Below are 20117 nucleotides of genomic sequence, written 5' to 3' on the forward strand. Positions count from 1 at the left end.
GCGGTTCACGTATCAGTGACGGATTGAGGGAACGCACCAGCCGGCACAAGCCGGGAAGGCATATCCATGCAGTCCGTTCATATCGCCAGTGCCTATGATGAAGAGCTGAAGTTCCTGTCGAAGCGCATCGCCGCGATGGGCGGCCATGCCGAGCGCATGGTCGAACAGGCGGTCGCGGCCCTGGTGAATGTCGACCATGGCCTCGCGCAGAAGGTCATCCAGGACGATCTCGTCCTCGACGAAGGACAGCGCGAGATCGACGACAAGGCCATCATCATCATCGCCAGGCGCCAGCCGATGGCGACGGATCTTCGCGAGATCGTCGGCGCGATCCGTATCTCGGCCGATATCGAGCGTGTCGGCGACTTGGGCAAGAACGTCGCCAAGCGGGTGGCCTCGGTGGACGGCCGCCAGCCGAATAGCCTTTTTCGCGGTATCGAGGCGCTTGCCAATCTGGCGCTGACGCAGCTCAAGGAAGTGCTCGACGTCTATGCCTCGCGCTCGGTCGAGAGGATTGGCCTCGTGCGCGACCGGGACGACCAGATCGACGCCATGTACACCTCGCTGTTCCGCGAGCTCTTGACCTACATGATGGAAGATCCGCGCAACATCACGCCCTGCACGCATCTTCTGTTCTGCGCCAAGAACATCGAGCGCATCGGCGACCACGCGACCAATATCGCCGAGACGATCTATTACATCGTCACGGGCGACCAGATGCCAGCCGACCGGCCGAAAGGCGACAAGACCGACAAGATCGTGCTTCCCGGCCCGGTGCCGGCTAAGTGAACCGCCGCCTCTCGAATGGCTTCCTGATTTAGGATAAGCTCCTCCAGGGACAGCGATTTTGTCAGTCGCAGTCTCGGGAGGTTTGCGATGGAACAAGTTCGAAACCTGACCCCGGCCCCTATGTCGGGCATCATTGCATCCAGCGTCTATTCGGGCGGCAAGCGCATCGCCGACATCGCCATCGAACAGGCCGGCGAATGGGCGGCAAAACCCGGTCATGTCGTCTGGATCGGCCTGCTCGAGCCCGATCGCAACCTGCTGCTCCGGGTGCAGGCGCAATTCCATTTGCATGATTTGGCGATCGAGGATGCCGAGCATCCGCATGCGCGCCCGAAGATCGAGCAATATGGCGACGCCCTCTTCATCGTTGCCCGCACCGCGCAGTTGATCGACGGCCGAGTCACTTTCGGCGAGACGCATCTGTTTGTCGGCGCCGGCTACATTGTCAGCGTCCGGCACGGCCCGTCGACCTCCTACGCCGCTGTGCGCCAGCACTGGGAGAGCTGCCCGCATTCGCTCGCCAAAGGCGAGGATTTCGTCCTCTACGCCATCCTCGACTTCATCGTCGACAACTACATGCCGGTGCTGGAGCAGATCGAGGACGAGGTCGAGGCGATCGAGGACAAGGTGCTTCTGAAGCCGATGACCGGTTCCGATATCGAGCGGCTTTACATGCTGCGCCGCGATCTGCTGCGGCTGCGCAATGCGGCGCTGCCGCTGGTCGAGGTCTGCCGTCGGCTGACCAGCGCCGACCTGCCGCAGATACATGCCGCCATGCATCCGCTGTTTCGCGACGTGACCGACCACATCCGCACCGTGCAGGAAAAGATCGACTCCCTGCGCGAGGTTCTGGCCTTCGCCTTCGAAGCCAGTCTGCTGGTCGGGCAGAGCCAGGAAACCGCAATATCCAAGAAGCTCGCCTCATGGGCGGCCATCCTGGCGGTGCCCACGGCCTTCGCCGGCATCTACGGCATGAACTTCTCCGACATGCCGGAACTGAAGATGGAATACGGCTATCCGGCCGTCCTGGTGGCGATCGCGCTCATCTGCGCGTTCCTGTACTGGCGGTTCAAGAAGAATGGATGGCTGTGAAGGGAGGGAGTAGGGGAGTAGGGCAGTAAAGGGAGTAAGGAGCGAGTAGCGAGTAGCGAGTAGCGAGTAGGGAATAAGTTGCCCTTTTCGCGAAACTCTATCCAGTTCTATTCGCTATTCGCTATTCGCTATTCGCTATTCTCTATTCGCCATTCGCTCAGCGCGCCCTGCGCCGATCCCCGGCCGGCTGGAACGCCACCCGGGAATGATACTTGCAATAGGGTCCCGTTTCGGCAGCGTCGTTGCCGCAGAAGTTGAAGTCTTCCGACAGCGGATCGCCGTTCGGCCATTTGCAGGTGCGTTCGGTCAGCTCGACGAGCTGCAGATGCCGCGAGATCGGCACGACCACGTTCTCGACCGGCCGGATATAGTGGCGCGCGACCGGCTCGGCGTCGAACTGCACCTGCAGCGCGGTGGCGCCGATGGTGGTGGTCACGTGACGCGTGGCACTTGCGGCGCGGGTCACCGATTTCTGCATCGAGGCGCCTTGCGTCGCCTTCTTCTGGCGCGCCGGAGCGGCCGTTGCGCGGCCGCGGCCCGACAGCTTCAGGCGATGCACCTTGCCGATGACGGCGTTGCGGCTCACCCCGCCGAGCTGTGCGGCGATCTGGCTGGCGCTCAGACCCTCCGACCACAATTTCCTGAGAAGTTCGACCCGCTCGTCAGTCCAGTTCATGAGACCGCGCTCCTGCTGAGGCGTACGGCAGTCAGAATCCTTTCCCGCCCCCGGCTCTCGCCGGGCAAACAACACCACATATACCGGGTGATTAGGTCCGCCGCACGAAATCTAGTTATTTCTCGACTACAAATACCTTATGCGCTGACTCGGTGACAAGAGTCCCCAGGGCAACACGATTCGGTTTTTTCGGTTTTCCCCAACTTGCCGGCCTACTTATGAACCGGCGTGGCGTCAGGGGCTTGCCACGCGCTTCTGCGTGACGTTTTCGTTGACTTCATGGCCGAAAAACATGATAAGCCGCAAAGGCCGCCGCATTGGCGGCTTTTTTGATTTCCGGTTCCGGAGACGCATATAATGAGCGGTTCGGCGCTTTACGAGACCTTTGCCCGCGCACCCCTGGCGTTCGACCGTGGGGAGGGGACCTGGCTGGTCACCGACAAGGGCGAGCGATATCTCGACTTCGCCGGCGGCATCGCGGTGAATTCGCTGGGCCACGGCCATCCGCATCTGGTCGCGGCGCTCACCGGGCAGGCCGCCAAGCTGTGGCACGTCTCCAACCTCTATGAGATCCCGGAACAGCGCCGGCTGGGCGAGCGGCTGACTGAGGCGACCTTTGCAGACAAGGTGTTCTTCACCAATTCCGGTGCCGAGGCACTGGAATGCGCCATCAAGACGGCCAGGCGCTATCAATTCGTCAAGGGCCATCCCGAGCGCTTCCGCATTATCACCTTCGAGGGTGCCTTTCACGGCCGCACGCTGGCGACGATCGCCGCCGGCGGCCAGTACAAATACCTCGAAGGCTTCGGCCCGAAGGTCGAGGGTTTCGACCAGGTGGCTTTCGACGACATCGACGCCGCTGAAAAGGCGATCACGCCGGAGACCGCGGCGATCCTGATCGAGCCGGTGCAAGGCGAGGGCGGCATACGCCCGGTGCCGACGCAATCGCTGAAGCGGCTGCGGCAACTCTGCGACAAGCACGGCCTGCTTTTGATCTTCGACGAGGTCCAGTGCGGCATCGGCCGCACCGGCAAGCTGTTCGCGCATGAATGGTCAGGCGTCACGCCCGATCTGATGGCGATCGCCAAGGGCATCGGCGGCGGCTTTCCGATGGGTGCCTGCCTTGCCACCGACGAGGCGGCGACCGGCATGACGGCCGGCGTGCACGGCACCACCTTCGGCGGCAATCCGCTGGCGATGGCCGTCGGCAACGCCGTGCTCGACGTGGTGCTGGCCGACGGCTTCCTCGAGGACGTCCGGCGCAAGGCGCTGCTTCTGAAGCAGGGCCTTGCGGCGGTGGCCGATGAATTCCCCGACGTCATCGAGGGCATCAGGGGAACCGGCCTTATGCTCGGCCTGAAATGCGCCATGCCCAACGCCAAGGTGAACATGGCGCTGCGCGACCAGCACCTGCTTGCCGTGCCGGCGGGCGACAACGTCATCCGCCTCCTGCCGCCGCTCACCGTCACCGACGAGGAGATCGGCGTGGCGCTGGAGCGCATTCGCGGCGGCGCCAAGCGCCTGACCGACGCGATTGCCGCCGAAGCCGCCAAATAATTTCTGGAACCTGCCGATGAGTGTTCGCCACTTCACCGATCTGTCCGCCGTTTCCGCGGGCGACCTGCGCATCATGCTGGACGACGCGGTGGCGCGAAAGACCAGGCTCAAGGCAGGTGAGCGTTCAAAACCGCTCGATGGCAAGGTGCTGGCCATGATCTTCGACAAGCCGTCGACGCGCACGCGCGTGTCCTTCGATGTCGGCATGCGCCAGCTCGGCGGCGAGACTATCATGTTGACCGGCACCGAGATGCAGCTCGGCCGTTCGGAGACAATCGCCGACACGGCGAAAGTGCTGTCGCGCTATGTCGACGCCATCATGATCCGCACCACCTCGCACGACCGGCTGCTGGAGCTCACCGAGAACGCCACCGTTCCGGTCATCAACGGGCTGACCGACGACACGCATCCCTGCCAGCTCATGGCCGACATCATGACCTTTGAGGAGCATCGCGGCCCGGTGTCCGGCAAGACCTTCGCCTGGACCGGCGACGGCAACAATGTGCTGCATTCGCTCCTGGAGGCCGCGGCGCGGTTTAGCTTCAACCTCAATATCGCGGTGCCGGAAGGCAGCGAGCCTTTCGAGAAATATGTCGACTGGTCGAAAGCCAATGGCGGCAAGGTCCGGTTTTCTAGGTCCGCCGAGGAAGCCGTCGACCAGGCCGACTGCGTCGTCACCGATAGCTGGGTCTCCATGGGCCAGGAGCATCGCGCCCGCGGCCACAACGTCTTCCTGCCCTATCAGGTCAATGCGGCGCTGATGGCAAAAGCCAAGCCCGATGCATTGTTCATGCACTGCCTGCCGGCGCATCGCGGCGAGGAGGTCACCGACGAGGTGATCGACGGGCCGCATTCGGTGGTCTTCGACGAGGCCGAGAACCGGCTGCACGCCCAGAAGGCGGTGCTGGCCTGGTGTCTGGGCGCGTGAGAAGGGCTGGACCTGACCGCTTCCGGCCCGATCGGGCTCAACTTGATCTGGGGACATGTGATGCCTATTTGCGGGCCATCACGTAAATCGAACGCGCTTCGACGCATGCGGCTCACCGGGCGGCATGGCTGCGCCCCGGAGTATTGTCATGTTGGAAACCCAGACCTTGGCTGAGCATAAACCCCAACTCGGTGAATTCGGCTTCGCCGGCGACGATCATGTCGTGCCTTATGAGGTCGCGCCGCTCGATGTGCGCGGCCGCACCGTGCAGCTCGGGCCGATGCTCGACGCTATCTTGAGCCGCCACGATTACCCTGAGCCGGTCGCCCGCCTGCTGGCGGAAGCCTGCGTGCTCACCGTGCTGCTCGGCACTTCGCTGAAGTTCGAAGGGAAGTTCATTCTGCAGACCCGCACCGACGGTCCGGTCGACATGCTGGTGGCCGATTTCACCACGCCGCATGCGCTGCGCGCCTATGCGCGCTTCGATGCCGACCGGCTACAGGCGCTGACCGCCGCCGGCGAGACCTCGCAGCAGACGCTGCTCGGCGACGGCGTCCTGGCCTTGACCATCGACCAGGGCGCGCATACGCAGCGCTACCAGGGCATCGTCCAGCTCGACGGCACCTCGCTCGAGGATGCCGCGCGCACCTATTTCCGGCAGTCGGAGCAGATCCCGACCGATATCAAGATGTCGGTCGCCAAGCTGGTCACGCCCGGCCCGGCCGGCGCGCGCGAGCAGTGGCGCGCCGGCGGCATCCTGGCGCAATTCCTGCCGCGATCGCCGGAGCGCATGCGCGTTCCCGATATTTCCGGCGGCGACGGCGATCCGCGTGACGTTGCGGACCAGCCGGCCGACAATTCCTGGCAGGAGTTGCTGGCGCTGCTCGGCACGATCGAGCCGACCGAGTTGATCGACCCGACGGTGGGCGCCGAGCGGTTGCTCTACCGGCTGTTCCACGAACACGGCGTGCGCGTTTTCCGCGGCGTCCCTGTCGCCGACCAGTGCTCCTGCTCGCGCGACAAGATCCGCGGCATTCTCGAAGGCTTTTCGGCTGAGGAGATCAAGGAATCGACCGAGGAGGGCGGCATCCATGTCGCCTGCGAGTTCTGCTCGACCCAATACGACTTCGACCCGGCTGAATTCGCGAAGTGAGCCCTCTTCCTTCTCCCCGTTCCATGGGGAGAAGGTGCCCGAAGGGCGGATGAGGGGCGGCGCCAACGTTGGCGATCATAGCGACACGCCGGCGACGCGGTCGTCCGCCTCAAGGAAAATCTCAGAAGCCCGGCGCCGCCCGTCATTGTCCTGCCGGGCATTTCTCCCCGTGAAGCGGGGAGAAAGAGGCTGTCGCCGACGGCTAATTCACCGTGCGCCTTGTCCCTGGCATGTCGAGCGAGAAAGCCGGAATGGCGATATCGAACGTCTCGCCGCGGCCGTTGCGCATCGTGTAGTGGCCGACCATGATGCCTGACGGTGTCGAGAGCGGGCAGCCCGAGGTGTACTGGTAACTGTCGCCGGGATTGAGTTCCGGCTGGTCGCCGACGACGCCGGCGCCGCGCACCTCCTCGACCCGGCCCTGACCGTCGGTGATGTGCCAGTAGCGCGACACAAGCTGCACGAACTCGTCGGAGCGGTTGTCAATCGTTACCTGATAGCCCCAGACATAGCGGTTCTCGGAGGGATCGGAGCGGTCCTCCAGATAGAAGGGCCTGACCAGCACTTCGATGTTGCGCGTCACTGCGCGATACATGGGCCACTCCGGTTGCCGCCGCGGAAAATATGTCACGCTCCGCTCTTGATAAACGCAGCGCCGACCATCCTGCCAGCCTTGTAAGTGCAGGTGCCGAAAAACAATGTCATTTAGGTGACACATGACAATGTTGGTGTGCACAAACCGTGCCGGGCGACTCGGGCGCTCTGTAACAGTTGAAACGGCCGCGTGCGGCCTAAAGCAATTCCAGGAAAGCGCGAGCGGTTAGGCTCGGCGCCTTCGCCGTAGCCTTCCGTCCGGAATTGCGTGAAAACAAGGAGATGGAGTGGGTCGCCGTTTGCGTGAAACGGTGAAACTCTCTATCGGGGGTGACCAGATCTCGATGAAACTGACTATCGCAGCCGGCCTGGCTTCGTCAGCGCTTCTTTCCTTCAATCTCGCCAGCATCCTGCTCGCCTCGTCGCGGCTGAAGCGGCGGCATGTCATCGCGCCGCCCTCCAGCGCGCGGCCGCCGGTCTCCATCATCGTGCCGTCGCGTGGCGTCGAGCCGTTCACGCCGGAGACCTTGCAGCGCGCCTTCTCGCTCGATTGGCCGCGCTACGAGCTGATCTTCTGCGTCGCGCATGCCGAAGACCCGGTGGTCAAGCTGATCGATGCGGCGATCGCGCGCCACCCCAAAATTCCTGCGCGGCTGCTGATCGGCGACGATCGCGTCAGCGCCAATCCCAAGCTCAACAACTGCGTCAAGGGCTGGCAGGCGGCGAGACACGATTGGGTGATCCTCGCCGATTCCAACGTGCTGATGCCGAGAGACTATGTCCAGCACCTGATGGCGGCATGGCGGCCGGATACCGGCCTCGTCTGTTCGACGCCGATCGGCTCGCGGCCAGACGGGTTTTGGGCCGAAGTCGAATGCGCCTTTCTTAACACGCTGCAGGCGCGCTGGCAGTATGCCGGCGAGGCGGTTGGCCTTGGCTTCGCCCAGGGCAAGAGCATGCTGTGGAACAAACCGATGCTCGATGCCAATGGCGGCATCCAGGCTTTGGCCGCCGAGATCGCCGAGGACGCGGCGGCCACCAAGCTGGTCAACGGCCTGGGGTTCAACGTCAACCTCGTCGCCTCGCCATTCGAGCAGCCGCTCGGCCAGCGCAGGCTCGCCGAGATCTGGTCGCGCCAGACGCGCTGGGCGCGGCTGCGGCGGGTTACCTTCCCTCTGTTCTTCGCGCCGGAGATACTGACTGGCGCTGCGGTGCCGCTGCTGCTGGCGCTGATTGCAGCGGCAAGCGCCGGCGTCAGCCTGCCCACGACGGCCTTGGGCGTGCTGGCGATCGCCTACCTGCCGGAATGGCTGCTGGCCTTTGCGAAGGGCTGGTACCTGTCGCCACGCAGCGTCACCGCGATGATTGTGCGCGATGCCCTGCTGCCGGCCATCTGGGCGCGCGCCTGGTTCGGCGGCGCCGTCGAATGGCCCGGCAACGCCATGACCATCCGCACCAAGGCGATGACCGAGCTGGAGGAGCTCGCCTAGAGCAATTCCAGGAAAAGTCTGAAACGGTTTTCCGTCCGGAATTGCGGCTCTGGAAGGCTCCGGCCGCGGCGTTCTCAGCCTTCTATTTTGCTGCCTTCAGCGCCTGTTCGACGTCTTCCAGCAGATCGTCGCTGTCCTCCAGGCCGACGGAGAGCCTCAGCGTGCCTGGCCCGATGCCGAGCTCGGCGCGGGCCTCGTCGCTCAGGTTCTTGTGCGTCGTCGTCGCCGGATGGGTGATCAGGCTCTTGGCGTCACCGAGATTGTTCGAGATCAGCACGATGTCGAGTGCGTTCTGGAAGGCAAAGGCCGCCTGCTTGCCGCCTTTGACGTCGAGGCAGATCAGCGTCGAGCCTCCCGACATCTGCTTCTTGACGATATCCGCTTGCGGATGATCGGCGCGGCCCGGATAGATGACACGGGCGATCTCCGGTCGGCCGGCAAGGAAATCCGCGATCTTGCCGGCGCTCCCGGTCTGCTGACGCACGCGCAGCGGCAGCGTCTCCAGGCCTTTGAGCAGCGTCCAAGCGTTGAAGGGCGACAGGCTGGGACCGGTGTGGCGGAAATAGTCGTGCAGGTTCTCGTCGATCCACTTCTTGTCCGACAGAATGACGCCGCCGAGGCAGCGGCCCTGGCCGTCTATATGCTTGGTCGCCGAATAGACGACGATATGGGCGCCGAGCAGCAAGGGCTTCTGCTGCAGCGGCGTGGCGAAGACATTGTCGACGATCAGCCTGGCGCCGATCGAATTGGCGAGCCCGGCGACGGCCGCGATATCGACCACCTCCAGCGTCGGGTTGGTCGGGCTTTCCAGGAAGAACAGCTTGGTGTTCGGCCTTATCGCCTTTTCCCAATTGGCGATGTCGGTGCCGTCGACCAGCGTCGCCTCGATGCCGTAGCGCGGCGCCAGCGTCTCGACCACCCAGCGGCAGGAGCCGAACAGGGCGCGCGCCGCGACGATATGATCTCCGGCCTTGGCGCTGCAGAGCAGCGCGGCGGTTACTGCGGCCATGCCGGAAGCGGTGGCGCGGGCATCCTCGGCGCCTTCGAGCGCGCACATGCGCTTTTCGAACATGTCGACGGTCGGGTTGGCGTAGCGCGAATAGATGAAGCCCGGCTCCTCGCCCTTGAAGCGGGCTTCCGCCGCTTGCGCCGTCTCGTAGACATAGCCTTGGGTGAGATACATCGCCTCGGATGTCTCGCCGAAACCGGAACGCAACGTTCCGCCATGTACGAGTGCCGTCTGAGGTTTCCAGTTGCGCTTCTTGGTGCTCATAGCCCTGCTTTCAGACACAAAAAAACCGGCCGCGAAGTCGCAACCGGTCCATATAGCCTTGCGGCTCGACGGTCCTTTAGCGACTTGTTTAACGTGGCTGCAAGCCGACCGGCCAAATCACCACGGGATAACGACCCTTTAGACCCGCGCCGCGCTTGCGTCAATTGCCGGCTTCATTAAGAGGTTTGTACCAGCCGGGCGGCAAGAGCCTGCTTAGATCCTCGCCCGGCCTTGTGAACGGAGCCAGCCTTTGCGGCAAACAGGCATTCTTCCGGATCAGGACATCGCAGCGCTGTTCGAGGCGAAGGCGCTGAAGTCGCCGCGCGCGCTGGACGCCGACCAGATCCAGCCGGCCAGCCTCGATCTAAGGCTCGGCGACAAGGCGTTTCGCGTGCGTGCCTCGTTCCTGCCGGGTCCGGATCATCGGGTCGTCGACAAGCTCGAGCGGCTGAAGCTGCACGAGATCAGCCTTGCAGAGGGCGCGGTGCTGGAAACCGGCTGCGTCTATATCGTGCCGCTGCTCGAGAGCCTGGCGCTGCCGGCGAACGTATCCGCCTCGGCCAATCCGAAGAGCTCGACCGGCCGTCTCGACATATTCACGCGCGTCATGACCGATCGCGGCCATGAGTTCGACAAGATTGCCGCCGGCTACCGCGGGCCGCTCTATCTCGAGGTCAGCCCGCGCACCTTCCCGATCGTCGTGCGCGCCGGCTCGCGGCTGTCGCAGATCCGCTTCCGCACCGGCAACGCGGTGCTCTCGGAGAATGAGCTGCGCGACCTTCACCGCGCCGAGATGCTGGTCGCCACCGAGCCACCCAATATTTCAGGCGGCGGCATCGCGCTCTCCATCGATCTCGACGGCGACAAGGACGGCCTTGTCGGCTACCGCGGCAAGCACCACACCGGGCTGGTCGACGTCGACAAGCGCGCCGCCCAGGATGTCGTCGATTTCTGGGAGCCGATCTACAAGAGCGGCGCCGGCGAACTGGTGCTCGATCCGGACGAATTCTATATCTTGGTCAGCCGAGAAGCCGTGCACGTGCCGCCGCTCTATGCCGCCGAGATGACACCCTTCGATCCGCTGGTCGGCGAGTTCCGCGTCCACTATGCCGGCTTCTTCGATCCGGGCTTCGGCCACTCCGCCGCCGGCGGCAGCGGTAGCCGCGCCGTGCTCGAGGTGCGCAGCCACGAGGTGCCTTTCATCCTCGACCACGGCCAGATCGTCGGCCGTCTCGTCTACGAGCATATGCTGAAACGCCCGCAGGCGCTTTACGGCACCGAACTCGGCTCGAACTATCAGGCGCAGGGCCTGAAGCTCTCCAAGCATTTTCGGGCAGCGCGGTGAGGTCCAAGTGGGGAGATGTCCGGAAGGGGACGCGCCGTCCCATCTGTTCTTCGTCATTCTAGGGCGGAGCAAGGAGCGAAGCGACGCGCGCAGACCCTAGAATCCATGCCGTGACGCCTGAGCGCCGCCACGGTGCCGAACGCTCACCAGCCAATTCCGCGAGAGAACTCGAACCATTCAGGATGATCTTCTGGAGTCTTGGCCGGTCTTGTGCCCGGGCATGCGGTGGGTAAGGTCATTGGCGACACCGAAATAGCGTGCCACCTTCTGGCTCGCGGTCATGTAAACATAGCCTGTCATGTTACGATCTTAGCTGGCGCTGCGCCAACGGTTATTCTGGACGGCAGCAGTCTACGCCCAATGTCACGGCATGGATTCTAGGGTCTGCGCGCGTCGCTTCGCTCCTTGCTCCGCCCTAGAATGACGAAGTGGAAGAGGCAGCTTCCTTCGCGCCCCTCTGGCCTGCCAGTCACCGGGAGATCGGCGCTACAGCGCCTTCACCGCCACTTTGACCGGCTTCTCGATCTCCAGCGGATTGCGCAGCGGCAGGCCGAAATCCGGCGCCTCGATCTCGAACGTATCGCCGGCCTCGGTCCTGATGCCATCGGCGAAGGAGAGCGTCGCGGTGCCGAACATATGCACATGCACGTCGCCCGGCTGGCGGAAGGCCGAATATTTGAAATGGTGGTGCTCGAGATTGGCGATGGTGTGCGACATGTTCGCTTCGCCCGACAGGAACGGCTTTTCCCAGAGCAGCTTGCCGTCGCGCCAGATGCGCGAGGCGCCGCGGATATCGGCGGGCAGCTCGCCGATCAGGATTTCAGGGCCAAACGAGGCGTTGCGCAGCTTGGAATGGGCGAGGAACAGATAGTTCACCCGCTCGGTGACGTGATCGGAGAACTCGTTCGACAGCGTGAAGCCGACGCGGAACGGCGCGCCGTCATCGCCGATGACATAGATGCCGGCGATCTCCGGCTCCTCGCCGCCATCCTGCGCGAAGGCCGGCGACATCAGGGGTGCGCCAGGCGCCACCGCCATCGTGCCGTTGCCCTTGTAGAACCATTCCGGCTGCACGCCGACCTGGCCTTTGGCCGGCTTGCCGCCTTCGAGGCCCATGCGGAACATCTTCATGGAATCGGTGAGTTCCGCCTCGCCGCCCTCGCTGAGCTTCTTGTGCATGGAATCGCGCGTTGCCGCGGAGCCGAGATGCGTGAGCCCGGTGCCGGTGAGATGCAGATGCGCGGGATCCGGATGGTTGATCGGCGAGACCAGCCTGCCCCTCTTATAGGCGGCATCGAGATCGACCGTCTCGCCATAGCCCTTGCGCTCGATCAATGCCTCGAGGCCCGTGCCTGTCCGCGCGGCCTCCATCGCCAGCGAATAGACGCTGCGCGCGCCGTTGATGACCCTGGTCTTGCCGCCGCCATTGCGGGCGACGACGCGGATCGTCTCGGCGTCGTCGAGGATCTGGGAGATCAGCATGTTTGAACCCTCTCTCATCTTGCCTGGCTGCCCGCGGGCAAACCTTGACCGGCGCGGCGCGGAGAAATCCGTGCCACGGTTGAAATTCTTCGTCCGGATTGCGCTCGCGAGCCCGGTCCTTGCCTGGACTTCTTGGCGCCGACGGGTTGCCGGCAGCTTCGCGATCTGAAACCCGTATGCCTCCTTAAATCCGCTTCAGGTCTTCAGGCCTTGTTCTTGTTGTAGACGTCGAAGATGACGGCGCCGAGCAGCACCAGGCCTTTCACCACCTGCTGCCAGTCGACATTGACGCCCATAATCGACATGCCGTTGTTCATCACGCCCATGATGAAGCCGCCGACAACGGCGCCGATCACCTGTCCGACGCCGCCCATTGCCGAGGCGCCGCCGATGAAGACGGCCGCGATGACGTCGAGCTCGCTGCCGAGACCGGCAGCCGGCACGGCCTGGCCGAGGCGCGCCGCGATGATCAGGCCGCCCAGTGCCGAGAGCACGCCCATGTTGATGAAGACCAGCAGGGTCAGCCTTTCGGTGTTGATGCCCGAAAGCTGCGCGGCCTTGGCGTTGCCGCCCATGGCGTAGATCCGGCGGCCGATGGTCATGCGCTTGGTGACGAAGACGAACAGCGAGATCAGCACGCCCATCACCAGCAGCACGACCGGCAGGCCCCTGTAGCTGGCGAACTGGAACACCAGGAACAGCGCCAGCGCGCTGCCCACCAGCGTCTTGACGACGAACAGCGGGAAGGGCTCCGCCTCATAGCCGTGACGCTCGCGCTTGCGCCGCGTCCTGAAGCCGAAATAGGCATAGGCGAGCACCGCGATGAGGCCGAGCACGACCGTCGTCATGTGCAGCGTCAGTCCGCTGCCGACGATCGTCTTGCCGGCGGCATTGACCGTCGGCGGGATCAGCGTCAGCGGGCCGATCACGTCCGGAATGAAGCCGGAACTCAGCGCCTTGAAGCTGTCCGGCAGCGGACCGACCGAGGAGCCACCGCCGAGCAGCGCCTGGCAGATGCCGCGGAAGATCAGCATGCCCGCCAATGTCACGATGAAGCTCGGTATCTTGTGATAGGCGATCCAGTAGCCTTGCGCAGCGCCGATGAGCGCCCCGACGATCAGGCACACGATCGAGACCACCAGCGGATTCGAGAACATCCCAAGCGGCCAGATCACCATCATCATCGCCGCCAGCGCGCCGATAAAGCCGGCGACCGATCCGACGCTGAGGTCGATATAGCCAGCGACGATCACCAACAGCATGCCAAGCGCCATCACGATGATGAACGAGTTCTGCTGCACCAGATTGCTGAGATTCACCGGTTTGAACAGCGTTCCCGACGTCGTGTATTGGAAGAACAGCATGATGACGATCAGCGCGATGATCAGGCCGTATTCGCGCAGGTTCGTCGTCAGCGCCGAGACGGCGACGCGCGGACCCTGCTGCTTGACGTCCTCGGCGAGCCCGCTTTGCGGCGCGGGAGCGCTTTCTGTGCTCATGATGCTTTTCCTTCTCCGCGAACGATGGCGCGCATGATTTTTTCCTGGCTTGCGTCGCTTGCAGCCATTTCGCCGACTATACGCCCTTCGTTCATCACATAGATACGGTCGGAGATACCGAGCAGTTCGGGCATTTCCGACGAGATGACGATGATCGCTTTGCCCTCGGCGGCAAGGCGCGCGATGATCGTATAGATTTCGTACTTCGCGCCGACGTCAATGCCGCGGGTCGGCTCGTCGAGGATCAAAACCTCCGGATCGGCGAACAGCCATTTCGACAGCACGACTTTCTGCTGGTTGCCACCCGAGAGGTTGCCGGTCAGCTGGTAGACGCTGGAGGCGCGGATGTTGGTCTTCTTGCGGTAGTCATTGGCGACGCTCATCTCGCGCATGTCGTCGATGACGCCGCGGCTGGAAACGCCGGAGAGGTTGGCCAAAGTCACATTGTGCTTGATGTGGTCGATCAGGTTGAGGCCGTAGGTCTTGCGGTCTTCGGTGACATAGGCGATGCCGCTCGCCACCGCCTTGCTCACCGATGAGAGGTCGATAGGCTTGCCGTGCAGCGACACCTCTCCGGTGATGTGCCGGCCGTAGGAGCGTCCGAAAAGGCTCATCGCGAATTCGGTCCGGCCGGCGCCCATCAGCCCGGCGATACCGACAACCTCGCCCTTGCGCACATTGAGGTTGATGTTCTTGATCACCTGCCGCTCGGCATGGATCGGGTGGTAAACCGACCAGTCCTTCACCTCGAAGATGACGTCGCCGATCTTCGGCTCGCGCGGCGGGTAGCGGTCGTCGAGCGAGCGGCCGACCATCGAGGTGATGATGCGGTCTTCCGAGATGTCCTTCCTCGGCAAGGTCTCGATGGTGCGCCCGTCGCGGATCACCGTCACCTTGTCGGCGACGCGGTTCACCTCGTTGAGCTTGTGCGAGATCAGGATCGAGGTCATGCCCTGGCGCTTGAACTCGAGCAGAAGGTCGAGCAGCGCCTGGCTGTCCTTCTCGCTGAGCGAGGCCGTCGGCTCGTCGAGGATAAGGAGCTTCACTTCCTTGCTCAGCGCCTTGGCGATCTCGACCAGCTGCTGCTTGCCGACGCCGATATTGGTGATCAGCGTCTTGGGGTCTTCCTTGAGCCCGACCTTCTTGAGAAGGGCGCCGGTACGCGTCTCGTTGGCGTCCCAGTCGATGACGCCGTAGGTGGCGTGCTCGTTGCCAAGGAAGATGTTTTCCGTGATCGACAGCATCGGCACCAGGGCAAGCTCCTGGTGGATGATGACGATGCCGATATGCTCGCTGTCGTGAATGCCTTTGAAATTGCATTCCTGGCCGCGGAAGATGATCTGGCCCTCATAGGTGCCGGATGGATAGACGCCCGACAGCACCTTCATCAGTGTCGACTTGCCGGCGCCGTTCTCGCCGACGACGGCGTGGATCTCACCTTCCTCGACGCTGAGATTGACGTTCGACAACGCCTTCACGCCGGGGAACGTCTTGGTGATGTCGCGCATCTCCAAAATCGTCGAGGCCATCAGGATCTGCTCCCTGGCGCAGGCCTTCCACTCGCGGAAAGCGTCTTGCGCGAAATCAACATGCCACAGTTTCGCTCATGCCTTGGCGGCATATGGCGCTGCGGTAGCCGGCAAAAACAATACCGGGGTCGCTTGCGAACGAAAAGGGGCCCTGCAGTCGCGCAGGACCCCTTCCTTTGAGACCGGATTACTTCAGCTCTTCAGCCTTGATGTAGCCGGAGTCGACGACCAGTTCCTTGTAGTTCGACTTGTCGACCTCATGCGGCGTCAACAGGATCGAGGGAACGACCTTGACGTCGTTGTTGTAGGTCTTGGTGTCGAGGCCGTCCGGCTTGCCGCCGGAGAGCACCTTGTCGACCAGCTGCACGGTGGCCTTCGCCAGCTCGCGGGTGTCCTTGAACACGGTCGAGTACTGCTCGCCCGAGATGATCAGCTTGACCGAGGCGGTCTCGGCGTCCTGGCCGGTCACGATCGGCCAAGGCTGGGCTTCCGTGCCGTAGCCGACGGCGCGCAGCGAGGCGGTGATGCCGCGCGACAGGCCGTCATAGGGAGACAGAACGCCGTCGACGCGGCTGCCGTCCGAGTAGTTGGCCGAGAGCAGGTTGTCCATGCGCGCCTGGGCGGTGGCGGCAAGCCAACGCAGGGTGCCGACCTTGTCCATGCCCATCTGGCCGGACTTGATCTTGATCGAGCCGTCGTCGATCAGCGGCTGCAGGACCGACATGGCGCCGTTGTAGAAGAAGAAGGCGTTGTTGTCGTCCGGGGAGCCACCGAACAGCTCCACGTTCCACGGCTTGGTGTTCGGGAAGCGCTCCTTGAGGCCCTTGACCAGCGAGTTCGCCTGGATCACACCGACGCCGAAATTGTCGAAGGTGGTGTAGTAGTCGACATTCGGGGTCTTCTTGATCAGGCGGTCATAGGCGATGGTGACGACGCCGGCATCATTGGCCTTCTGCAGCGCGTCGGCCATGGTGGTGCCGTCGATCGAAGCGATGATCAGCGCCTTCGGGCCTTTGGTGATTTCGTTTTCCAGCTGGCTGAGCTGGTTCGGGATGTCGTCCTGCGCATATTGCAGGTCGACGGTGTAGCCGAGCGCTTCGAGCTGGGACTTGACGGCGTCGCCGTCATTGATCCAGCGCTGCGAGGTCTTGGTCGGCATCAGCACGCCGACGAGACCCTTATCGGCGGCGTGCGCCGAATAGGTCGTGGCGGCAATGCCAAGGGCCGCGATGGCGGCCAGCGTCTTGATGATCTTCACGATTACTCTCCCTGGTTGATGGACGCGACACCTCGGGGCTTCGCGGGCCGCGTAGTCGAACAGGTGCGCTGGCGCGCCACTGTCGGCTTTATCGATCTCCGGTATCCTCCCAATCGGCCCCGCGGCGCAGTTTCAATCGATACGATTTCGCTCGTCGCCGACCCCTGCGCATCGGAACGCGCGGAGGGTGGGTCGCTTTGACATAACTGTCAAATGCGATCTTTGCTGGTTGCTATATCGATACTGGTATGGCTTAAGCGATCGATAGAAACTCGCACAGGAGACCGAAAATCATGGCGGCGTTGCGCGATCCCGATGCGATTTCAGGTGGTTACGAGAAATTGCCGCGAGATGGCGAGACGTTGCTGCGCAGCGGCCTCAGTCTCCGCCACATGCGCATGATTGCCGCCTTGGACGATCACGGGCGGGTGAGCGCCGCTGCCCAGGTCATGAACATCTCCCAGCCGGCCGCCTCGCGCATGATCGCCGAGATGGAAGCGGTGCTCGACGTGAAGTTGTGCGAGCGGCTGCCGCGCGGCGTGACGCTGACCCCCTACGGCCAGGCGCTCGCCCGGCGCGCCCGCTCCATCCTGCTGGAGATGCGGGAGGCCGACCGTGAGATTTCCGAACTCAAGGCCGGCAAGGGCGGCTCCGTATTCCTCGGCGCGGTCACGGCGCCGGCGATCGAGCTGGCCGTGCCGGCGATCCGTGAGATCCGCCGCATCTATCCGCGCATCGAGATCACAATGCAGGTCGAGACCTCGAACGTGCTCGCCCGCGAGCTGATCGCCTCGCGCCACGACTTCATCATCGCCCGCATCCCGGACGATCTCAATCCGCGGCTCTTCGAATCGCGCGTCATCGGCGTCGAGAAGGCCTGCCTCATCGTGCGCCGCGGCCACCCGCTGGCGAGCGGCAAGATGGTGCGGCTGGAAGACACCGCGGCCTATGACTGGGTGTTCCAGTCCGGGGGCTCGCCATTGCGCCAGGCGATGGAAAGCAACTTTTTGAATCGCGACATTCCGCTGCCCGACCGCATCCTCAACACCTCTTCGCTGCTGCTCACCTTGGTGATGGTGGCGCAGTCCGACGCCATCGCGCCGGTCTCGATCCAGGTCGCCAAGTTCATCCAGGGCGGCGATGGGCTGGCCGGCGCCATCGATGTCGTGCAGACCGAGTTCGACATCGAGGTCCGGCCTTACAGCCTGATCACGGTCAGGAATCGCGCGCTCTCGCCCGCCGCCAAGATGCTGCACGACTTCATTTTGCGCGAGGTGGGCTGATGGAACGAGAATGCTACTTGCACGTTCAAACCGATCGGTCGCTCCCTGGAGCCCGTTGCGGGTGAGGAAGGGCTGCCGTGCCCAACAGCTCGGGAGGTTTTTATGGAACGTCGGTTGTTTCTCACCGGAATGCTTGGCGTTGCGGGGGCGGCAGCGCTTGCAAGCCTGGCCGGACCCAGCAAGGCCGTTGCCGGTATTCCCGCCGGCAACGGAATTCTGGATGAATTGGATAAGGCGGATCCGGCCATCTACGAGGAGGATGACCAGGCCGATCTGCTGCAGCCAGCCCAGTACTACCGCCGTCGGTATTACCGTGATCGGTACTACCGCCGCCGCCGGCGCCACGTTTGGAGAAGGGTCTGCCGGCGCTACTGGCGCCATGGCCGGCGTCATGTCCGCTGCTGGCGCCGCCGCGTCTGGATCGGCTTCCGGCTCTAGAGCATGATCATCTAGGTCGATAGCGACCATGTATCCGGGCTGCCGGGTGAATCGCTGACTGGGGGTCTTGCATGGATGTGCAAGACCCCAACTCTTGCTTTACAAACAGCCGAATTCACCCTCGCGCAAACTGCTCGGCCTGAGGGTCGACCCGATGCAATTCCGCCCCGCGATCGCCGGCAGCCGACCTGAATCGGACGCGCAATTTGGCCCCTTGGTGAGGCCTCACTCAAATCCCTGCGGTGCAAGCTGGAGCGGGTAGCGGGAATCGAACCCGCGCGTTCAGCTTGGGAAGCTGACAAGCTACCATTACATCATACCCGCGTCGGCCACCTCGTTATCATGATGGCAGGGCGTCAAGCAATCGGCAAAGCGGAACCGCGGCTCCATTGCTTGATGCCTTTCCGCGGAATGCGTATCTCTGATATCGCGCCGCCGAATCGGGCAGCTCGAACCGGAGAATGGCCTTGTCCGCACTGACGCGCTTTCTTGGCGACACGCCGCTCAGGGTGTTCCTGAAGCTGCTCGTGGTCTCCTTCCTCGTCGGCCTCGTCATGCATGCCTTCGGCTGGTCGCCGATGGATGTCTTTTACGGTATCCGCCAGTTCTTCGTCGATTTGTGGAATCTTGGCTTCCACGCCATCGACCGCTTCCTGGGCTACATCCTGCTCGGCGCCGCGATCGTCGTGCCGGTGTTCATCCTGCTCAGGATCGCCAGCTACAGGAAATAGCTCGGCGCGGCCTCACGCATATCGCGACGCCACCTCGAACAGGATAGCGTGGCGAGCGGCCAGCGCCGGCACGTCCGTCGAGTAACCGCCGCCGATGACGCCGCACAGCGGCACGCCCTGCTTGCGAAAATGGCCGATGACCATGTCCTCGCGGGCGGCGATACCGTCGTCGGTGAGCGCCAGCCGGCCGAGCCTGTCCTCGGCATGGACATCCACGCCCGCATTGTAGAAGACGATGTCCCAGCGCCTTTGCCCGGAGAGTTCCGGCAGGATGGCGGCGAGCTGTTCGAGATAGGGATCGTCGCCGGTGCCGTCCGGCAAGGCGACGTCGAGATCGGAGGCGATCTTGCGCACCGGGTAGTTGCGCTCGCCATGGATGGAAAAGGTGAAGGCACGCCGCTCGTCATTGAGAATGTCGGCCGTGCCGTCGCCTTGGTGCACGTCGAGATCGACGACCAACATGTTTTCGACGGCGCCTTCGGCCAGCAGCGCCAGCGCGGCGACGGCGACATCGTTGAAGGTGCAGAAGCCGGCGCCTTGCGCACGCCTGGCATGATGGCTGCCGCCGGCGGCGTTGCAGGCAATGCCATGTTTAAGCGCCAGCCTGGCAGCCAGCACCGTGCCCGCGGTGGCGAGCTTCGCCCTCAATGACACGCGCGGACCGATCGGAAAGCCGATCTCGCGCTCTATTTTCGCCGGTACCTGGCAGGCGATCACCTGGTCGACATAGTCGGCCGCGTGCGCAAGCTTCAGCAGTGCAGCCGGTACCGGTTCCGGCATCGAAAGCGCGCCCGGCGCGGCTAGACCGCGTAAGCGCAAAGCCTCCATCAACAGCGGATATTTGCTCATTGGAAAGCGATGGTTGACGGCGAAGCCTGCGTCATAATCGGGGTGATGGACGATCTGCAGCGGCATGAATTGGTGGCTGCGCCAGGTTTGCAATTCGGTTGGCAGCCCGGCGGATATGGTTGCGTGATGCCGGCAAACTGGGGCACATCGG

At 63.4% G+C, this 20117-nt stretch carries 18 protein-coding genes, 1 tRNA gene and 1 riboswitch; of the genes, 10 read left to right on the forward strand and 9 right to left on the reverse strand.

The features are described from left to right. Positions 1-66: 66 nt before the first annotated feature. Both phoU and LB526_RS08935 read left to right on the forward strand, forming a co-directional pair. Complete coding sequence (gene phoU / locus LB526_RS08930) at positions 67-789, forward strand: phosphate signaling complex protein PhoU (RefSeq protein ID WP_224627319.1); 723 nt, start codon at positions 67-69, stop codon at positions 787-789. A gap of 87 nt (positions 790-876) precedes the next feature. Continuing rightward, on the forward strand, positions 877-1881 hold the full coding sequence (locus LB526_RS08935) for a magnesium and cobalt transport protein CorA (RefSeq protein WP_095765898.1): 1005 nt from the start codon (positions 877-879) through the stop codon (positions 1879-1881). A 157-nt stretch (positions 1882-2038) separates the two neighbouring features. On the opposite strand, the gene LB526_RS08940 is transcribed toward LB526_RS08935, so the two are convergent. Next, the gene (locus LB526_RS08940) at positions 2039-2557 is read right to left on the reverse strand and encodes a GcrA family cell cycle regulator (protein ID WP_224627320.1); all 519 of its coding nucleotides are present in this window, start codon (positions 2555-2557) and stop codon (positions 2039-2041) included. Between the two features lie 357 nt (positions 2558-2914). On the opposite strand from LB526_RS08940, the gene LB526_RS08945 reads away from it, so the two are divergent. The 3 genes from LB526_RS08945 (at position 2915) to LB526_RS08955 (ending at position 6195) form a co-directional block, all read left to right on the forward strand. After that, complete coding sequence (locus LB526_RS08945; RefSeq protein WP_224627322.1) at positions 2915-4114, forward strand: aspartate aminotransferase family protein; 1200 nt, start codon at positions 2915-2917, stop codon at positions 4112-4114. Positions 4115-4130: 16 nt separating this feature from the next. After that, the gene (gene argF / locus LB526_RS08950; RefSeq protein WP_224627324.1) at positions 4131-5042 is read left to right on the forward strand and encodes an ornithine carbamoyltransferase; all 912 of its coding nucleotides are present in this window, start codon (positions 4131-4133) and stop codon (positions 5040-5042) included. Positions 5043-5166: 124 nt separating this feature from the next. Then, on the forward strand, positions 5167-6195 hold the full coding sequence (locus tag LB526_RS08955; protein WP_095765894.1) for an Hsp33 family molecular chaperone: 1029 nt from the start codon (positions 5167-5169) through the stop codon (positions 6193-6195). 202 nt (positions 6196-6397) lie between these two features. Here the strand turns inward: LB526_RS08955 and apaG are convergent, their stop codons facing one another. Next, positions 6398-6790, reverse strand: a complete 393-nt coding sequence (apaG, locus tag LB526_RS08960; protein WP_095765893.1) for a Co2+/Mg2+ efflux protein ApaG — start codon at positions 6788-6790, stop codon at positions 6398-6400. A 343-nt stretch (positions 6791-7133) separates the two neighbouring features. On the opposite strand from apaG, the gene LB526_RS08965 reads away from it, so the two are divergent. After that, positions 7134-8279 (forward strand): ceramide glucosyltransferase, encoded by a 1146-nt coding sequence (locus tag LB526_RS08965; protein WP_224627326.1) that lies wholly within the window; start codon positions 7134-7136, stop codon positions 8277-8279. Between the two features lie 82 nt (positions 8280-8361). Here the strand turns inward: LB526_RS08965 and LB526_RS08970 are convergent, their stop codons facing one another. Further along, positions 8362-9552: an O-succinylhomoserine sulfhydrylase gene (locus tag LB526_RS08970; RefSeq protein WP_224627328.1), complete on the reverse strand. Its 1191-nt coding sequence runs from the start codon at positions 9550-9552 to the stop codon at positions 8362-8364. Between the two features lie 56 nt (positions 9553-9608). Then, positions 9609-9686: riboswitch (SAM riboswitch) on the reverse strand. Positions 9687-9802: 116 nt separating this feature from the next. On the opposite strand from LB526_RS08970, the gene LB526_RS08975 reads away from it, so the two are divergent. Continuing rightward, on the forward strand, positions 9803-10897 hold the full coding sequence (locus LB526_RS08975; RefSeq protein WP_095765890.1) for a 2'-deoxycytidine 5'-triphosphate deaminase: 1095 nt from the start codon (positions 9803-9805) through the stop codon (positions 10895-10897). A 486-nt stretch (positions 10898-11383) separates the two neighbouring features. On the opposite strand, the gene araD1 is transcribed toward LB526_RS08975, so the two are convergent. The 4 genes from araD1 to chvE all read right to left on the reverse strand — a co-directional run bounded on the left by araD1 (position 11384) and on the right by chvE (position 16665). Next, positions 11384-12379 (reverse strand): AraD1 family protein, encoded by a 996-nt coding sequence (araD1, locus tag LB526_RS08980; RefSeq protein WP_095766187.1) that lies wholly within the window; start codon positions 12377-12379, stop codon positions 11384-11386. A 203-nt stretch (positions 12380-12582) separates the two neighbouring features. Continuing rightward, positions 12583-13878 (reverse strand): multiple monosaccharide ABC transporter permease, encoded by a 1296-nt coding sequence (gene mmsB / locus LB526_RS08985; RefSeq protein ID WP_224627329.1) that lies wholly within the window; start codon positions 13876-13878, stop codon positions 12583-12585. Beyond that, positions 13875-15407, reverse strand: a complete 1533-nt coding sequence (gene mmsA / locus LB526_RS08990; RefSeq protein ID WP_095765888.1) for a multiple monosaccharide ABC transporter ATP-binding protein — start codon at positions 15405-15407, stop codon at positions 13875-13877. Before mmsA ends, mmsB begins: the two co-directional genes overlap by 4 nt. A 187-nt stretch (positions 15408-15594) precedes the next feature. Continuing rightward, complete coding sequence (gene chvE, locus LB526_RS08995; protein WP_095765887.1) at positions 15595-16665, reverse strand: multiple monosaccharide ABC transporter substrate-binding protein; 1071 nt, start codon at positions 16663-16665, stop codon at positions 15595-15597. Between the two features lie 293 nt (positions 16666-16958). Here chvE and LB526_RS09000 point away from each other — a divergent pair, with 293 nt between their 5' ends. Both LB526_RS09000 and LB526_RS09005 read left to right on the forward strand, forming a co-directional pair. Beyond that, complete coding sequence (locus LB526_RS09000; RefSeq protein ID WP_095765886.1) at positions 16959-17948, forward strand: LysR family transcriptional regulator; 990 nt, start codon at positions 16959-16961, stop codon at positions 17946-17948. 102 nt (positions 17949-18050) lie between these two features. Then, complete coding sequence (locus LB526_RS09005) at positions 18051-18386, forward strand: protamine-2 (modular protein) (RefSeq protein WP_224627330.1); 336 nt, start codon at positions 18051-18053, stop codon at positions 18384-18386. 250 nt (positions 18387-18636) lie between these two features. Here the strand turns inward: LB526_RS09005 and LB526_RS09010 are convergent. Continuing rightward, a tRNA-Gly gene (locus tag LB526_RS09010) sits at positions 18637-18710 on the reverse strand. A 137-nt stretch (positions 18711-18847) separates the two neighbouring features. Here LB526_RS09010 and LB526_RS09015 point away from each other — a divergent pair. Beyond that, positions 18848-19117 carry a DUF6460 domain-containing protein gene (locus LB526_RS09015; RefSeq protein WP_181166832.1) on the forward strand — a complete coding sequence of 90 codons (270 nt, stop codon included), beginning with the start codon at positions 18848-18850 and terminating at the stop codon, positions 19115-19117. A gap of 12 nt (positions 19118-19129) precedes the next feature. Here the strand turns inward: LB526_RS09015 and LB526_RS09020 are convergent, their stop codons facing one another. Beyond that, the gene (locus tag LB526_RS09020; RefSeq protein ID WP_224523453.1) at positions 19130-20032 is read right to left on the reverse strand and encodes a histone deacetylase; all 903 of its coding nucleotides are present in this window, start codon (positions 20030-20032) and stop codon (positions 19130-19132) included. Positions 20033-20117 lie beyond the last annotated feature (85 nt).

This window comes from Mesorhizobium sp. CA6 (assembly GCF_020165035.1).
GTDB lineage: Bacteria > Pseudomonadota > Alphaproteobacteria > Rhizobiales > Rhizobiaceae > Mesorhizobium.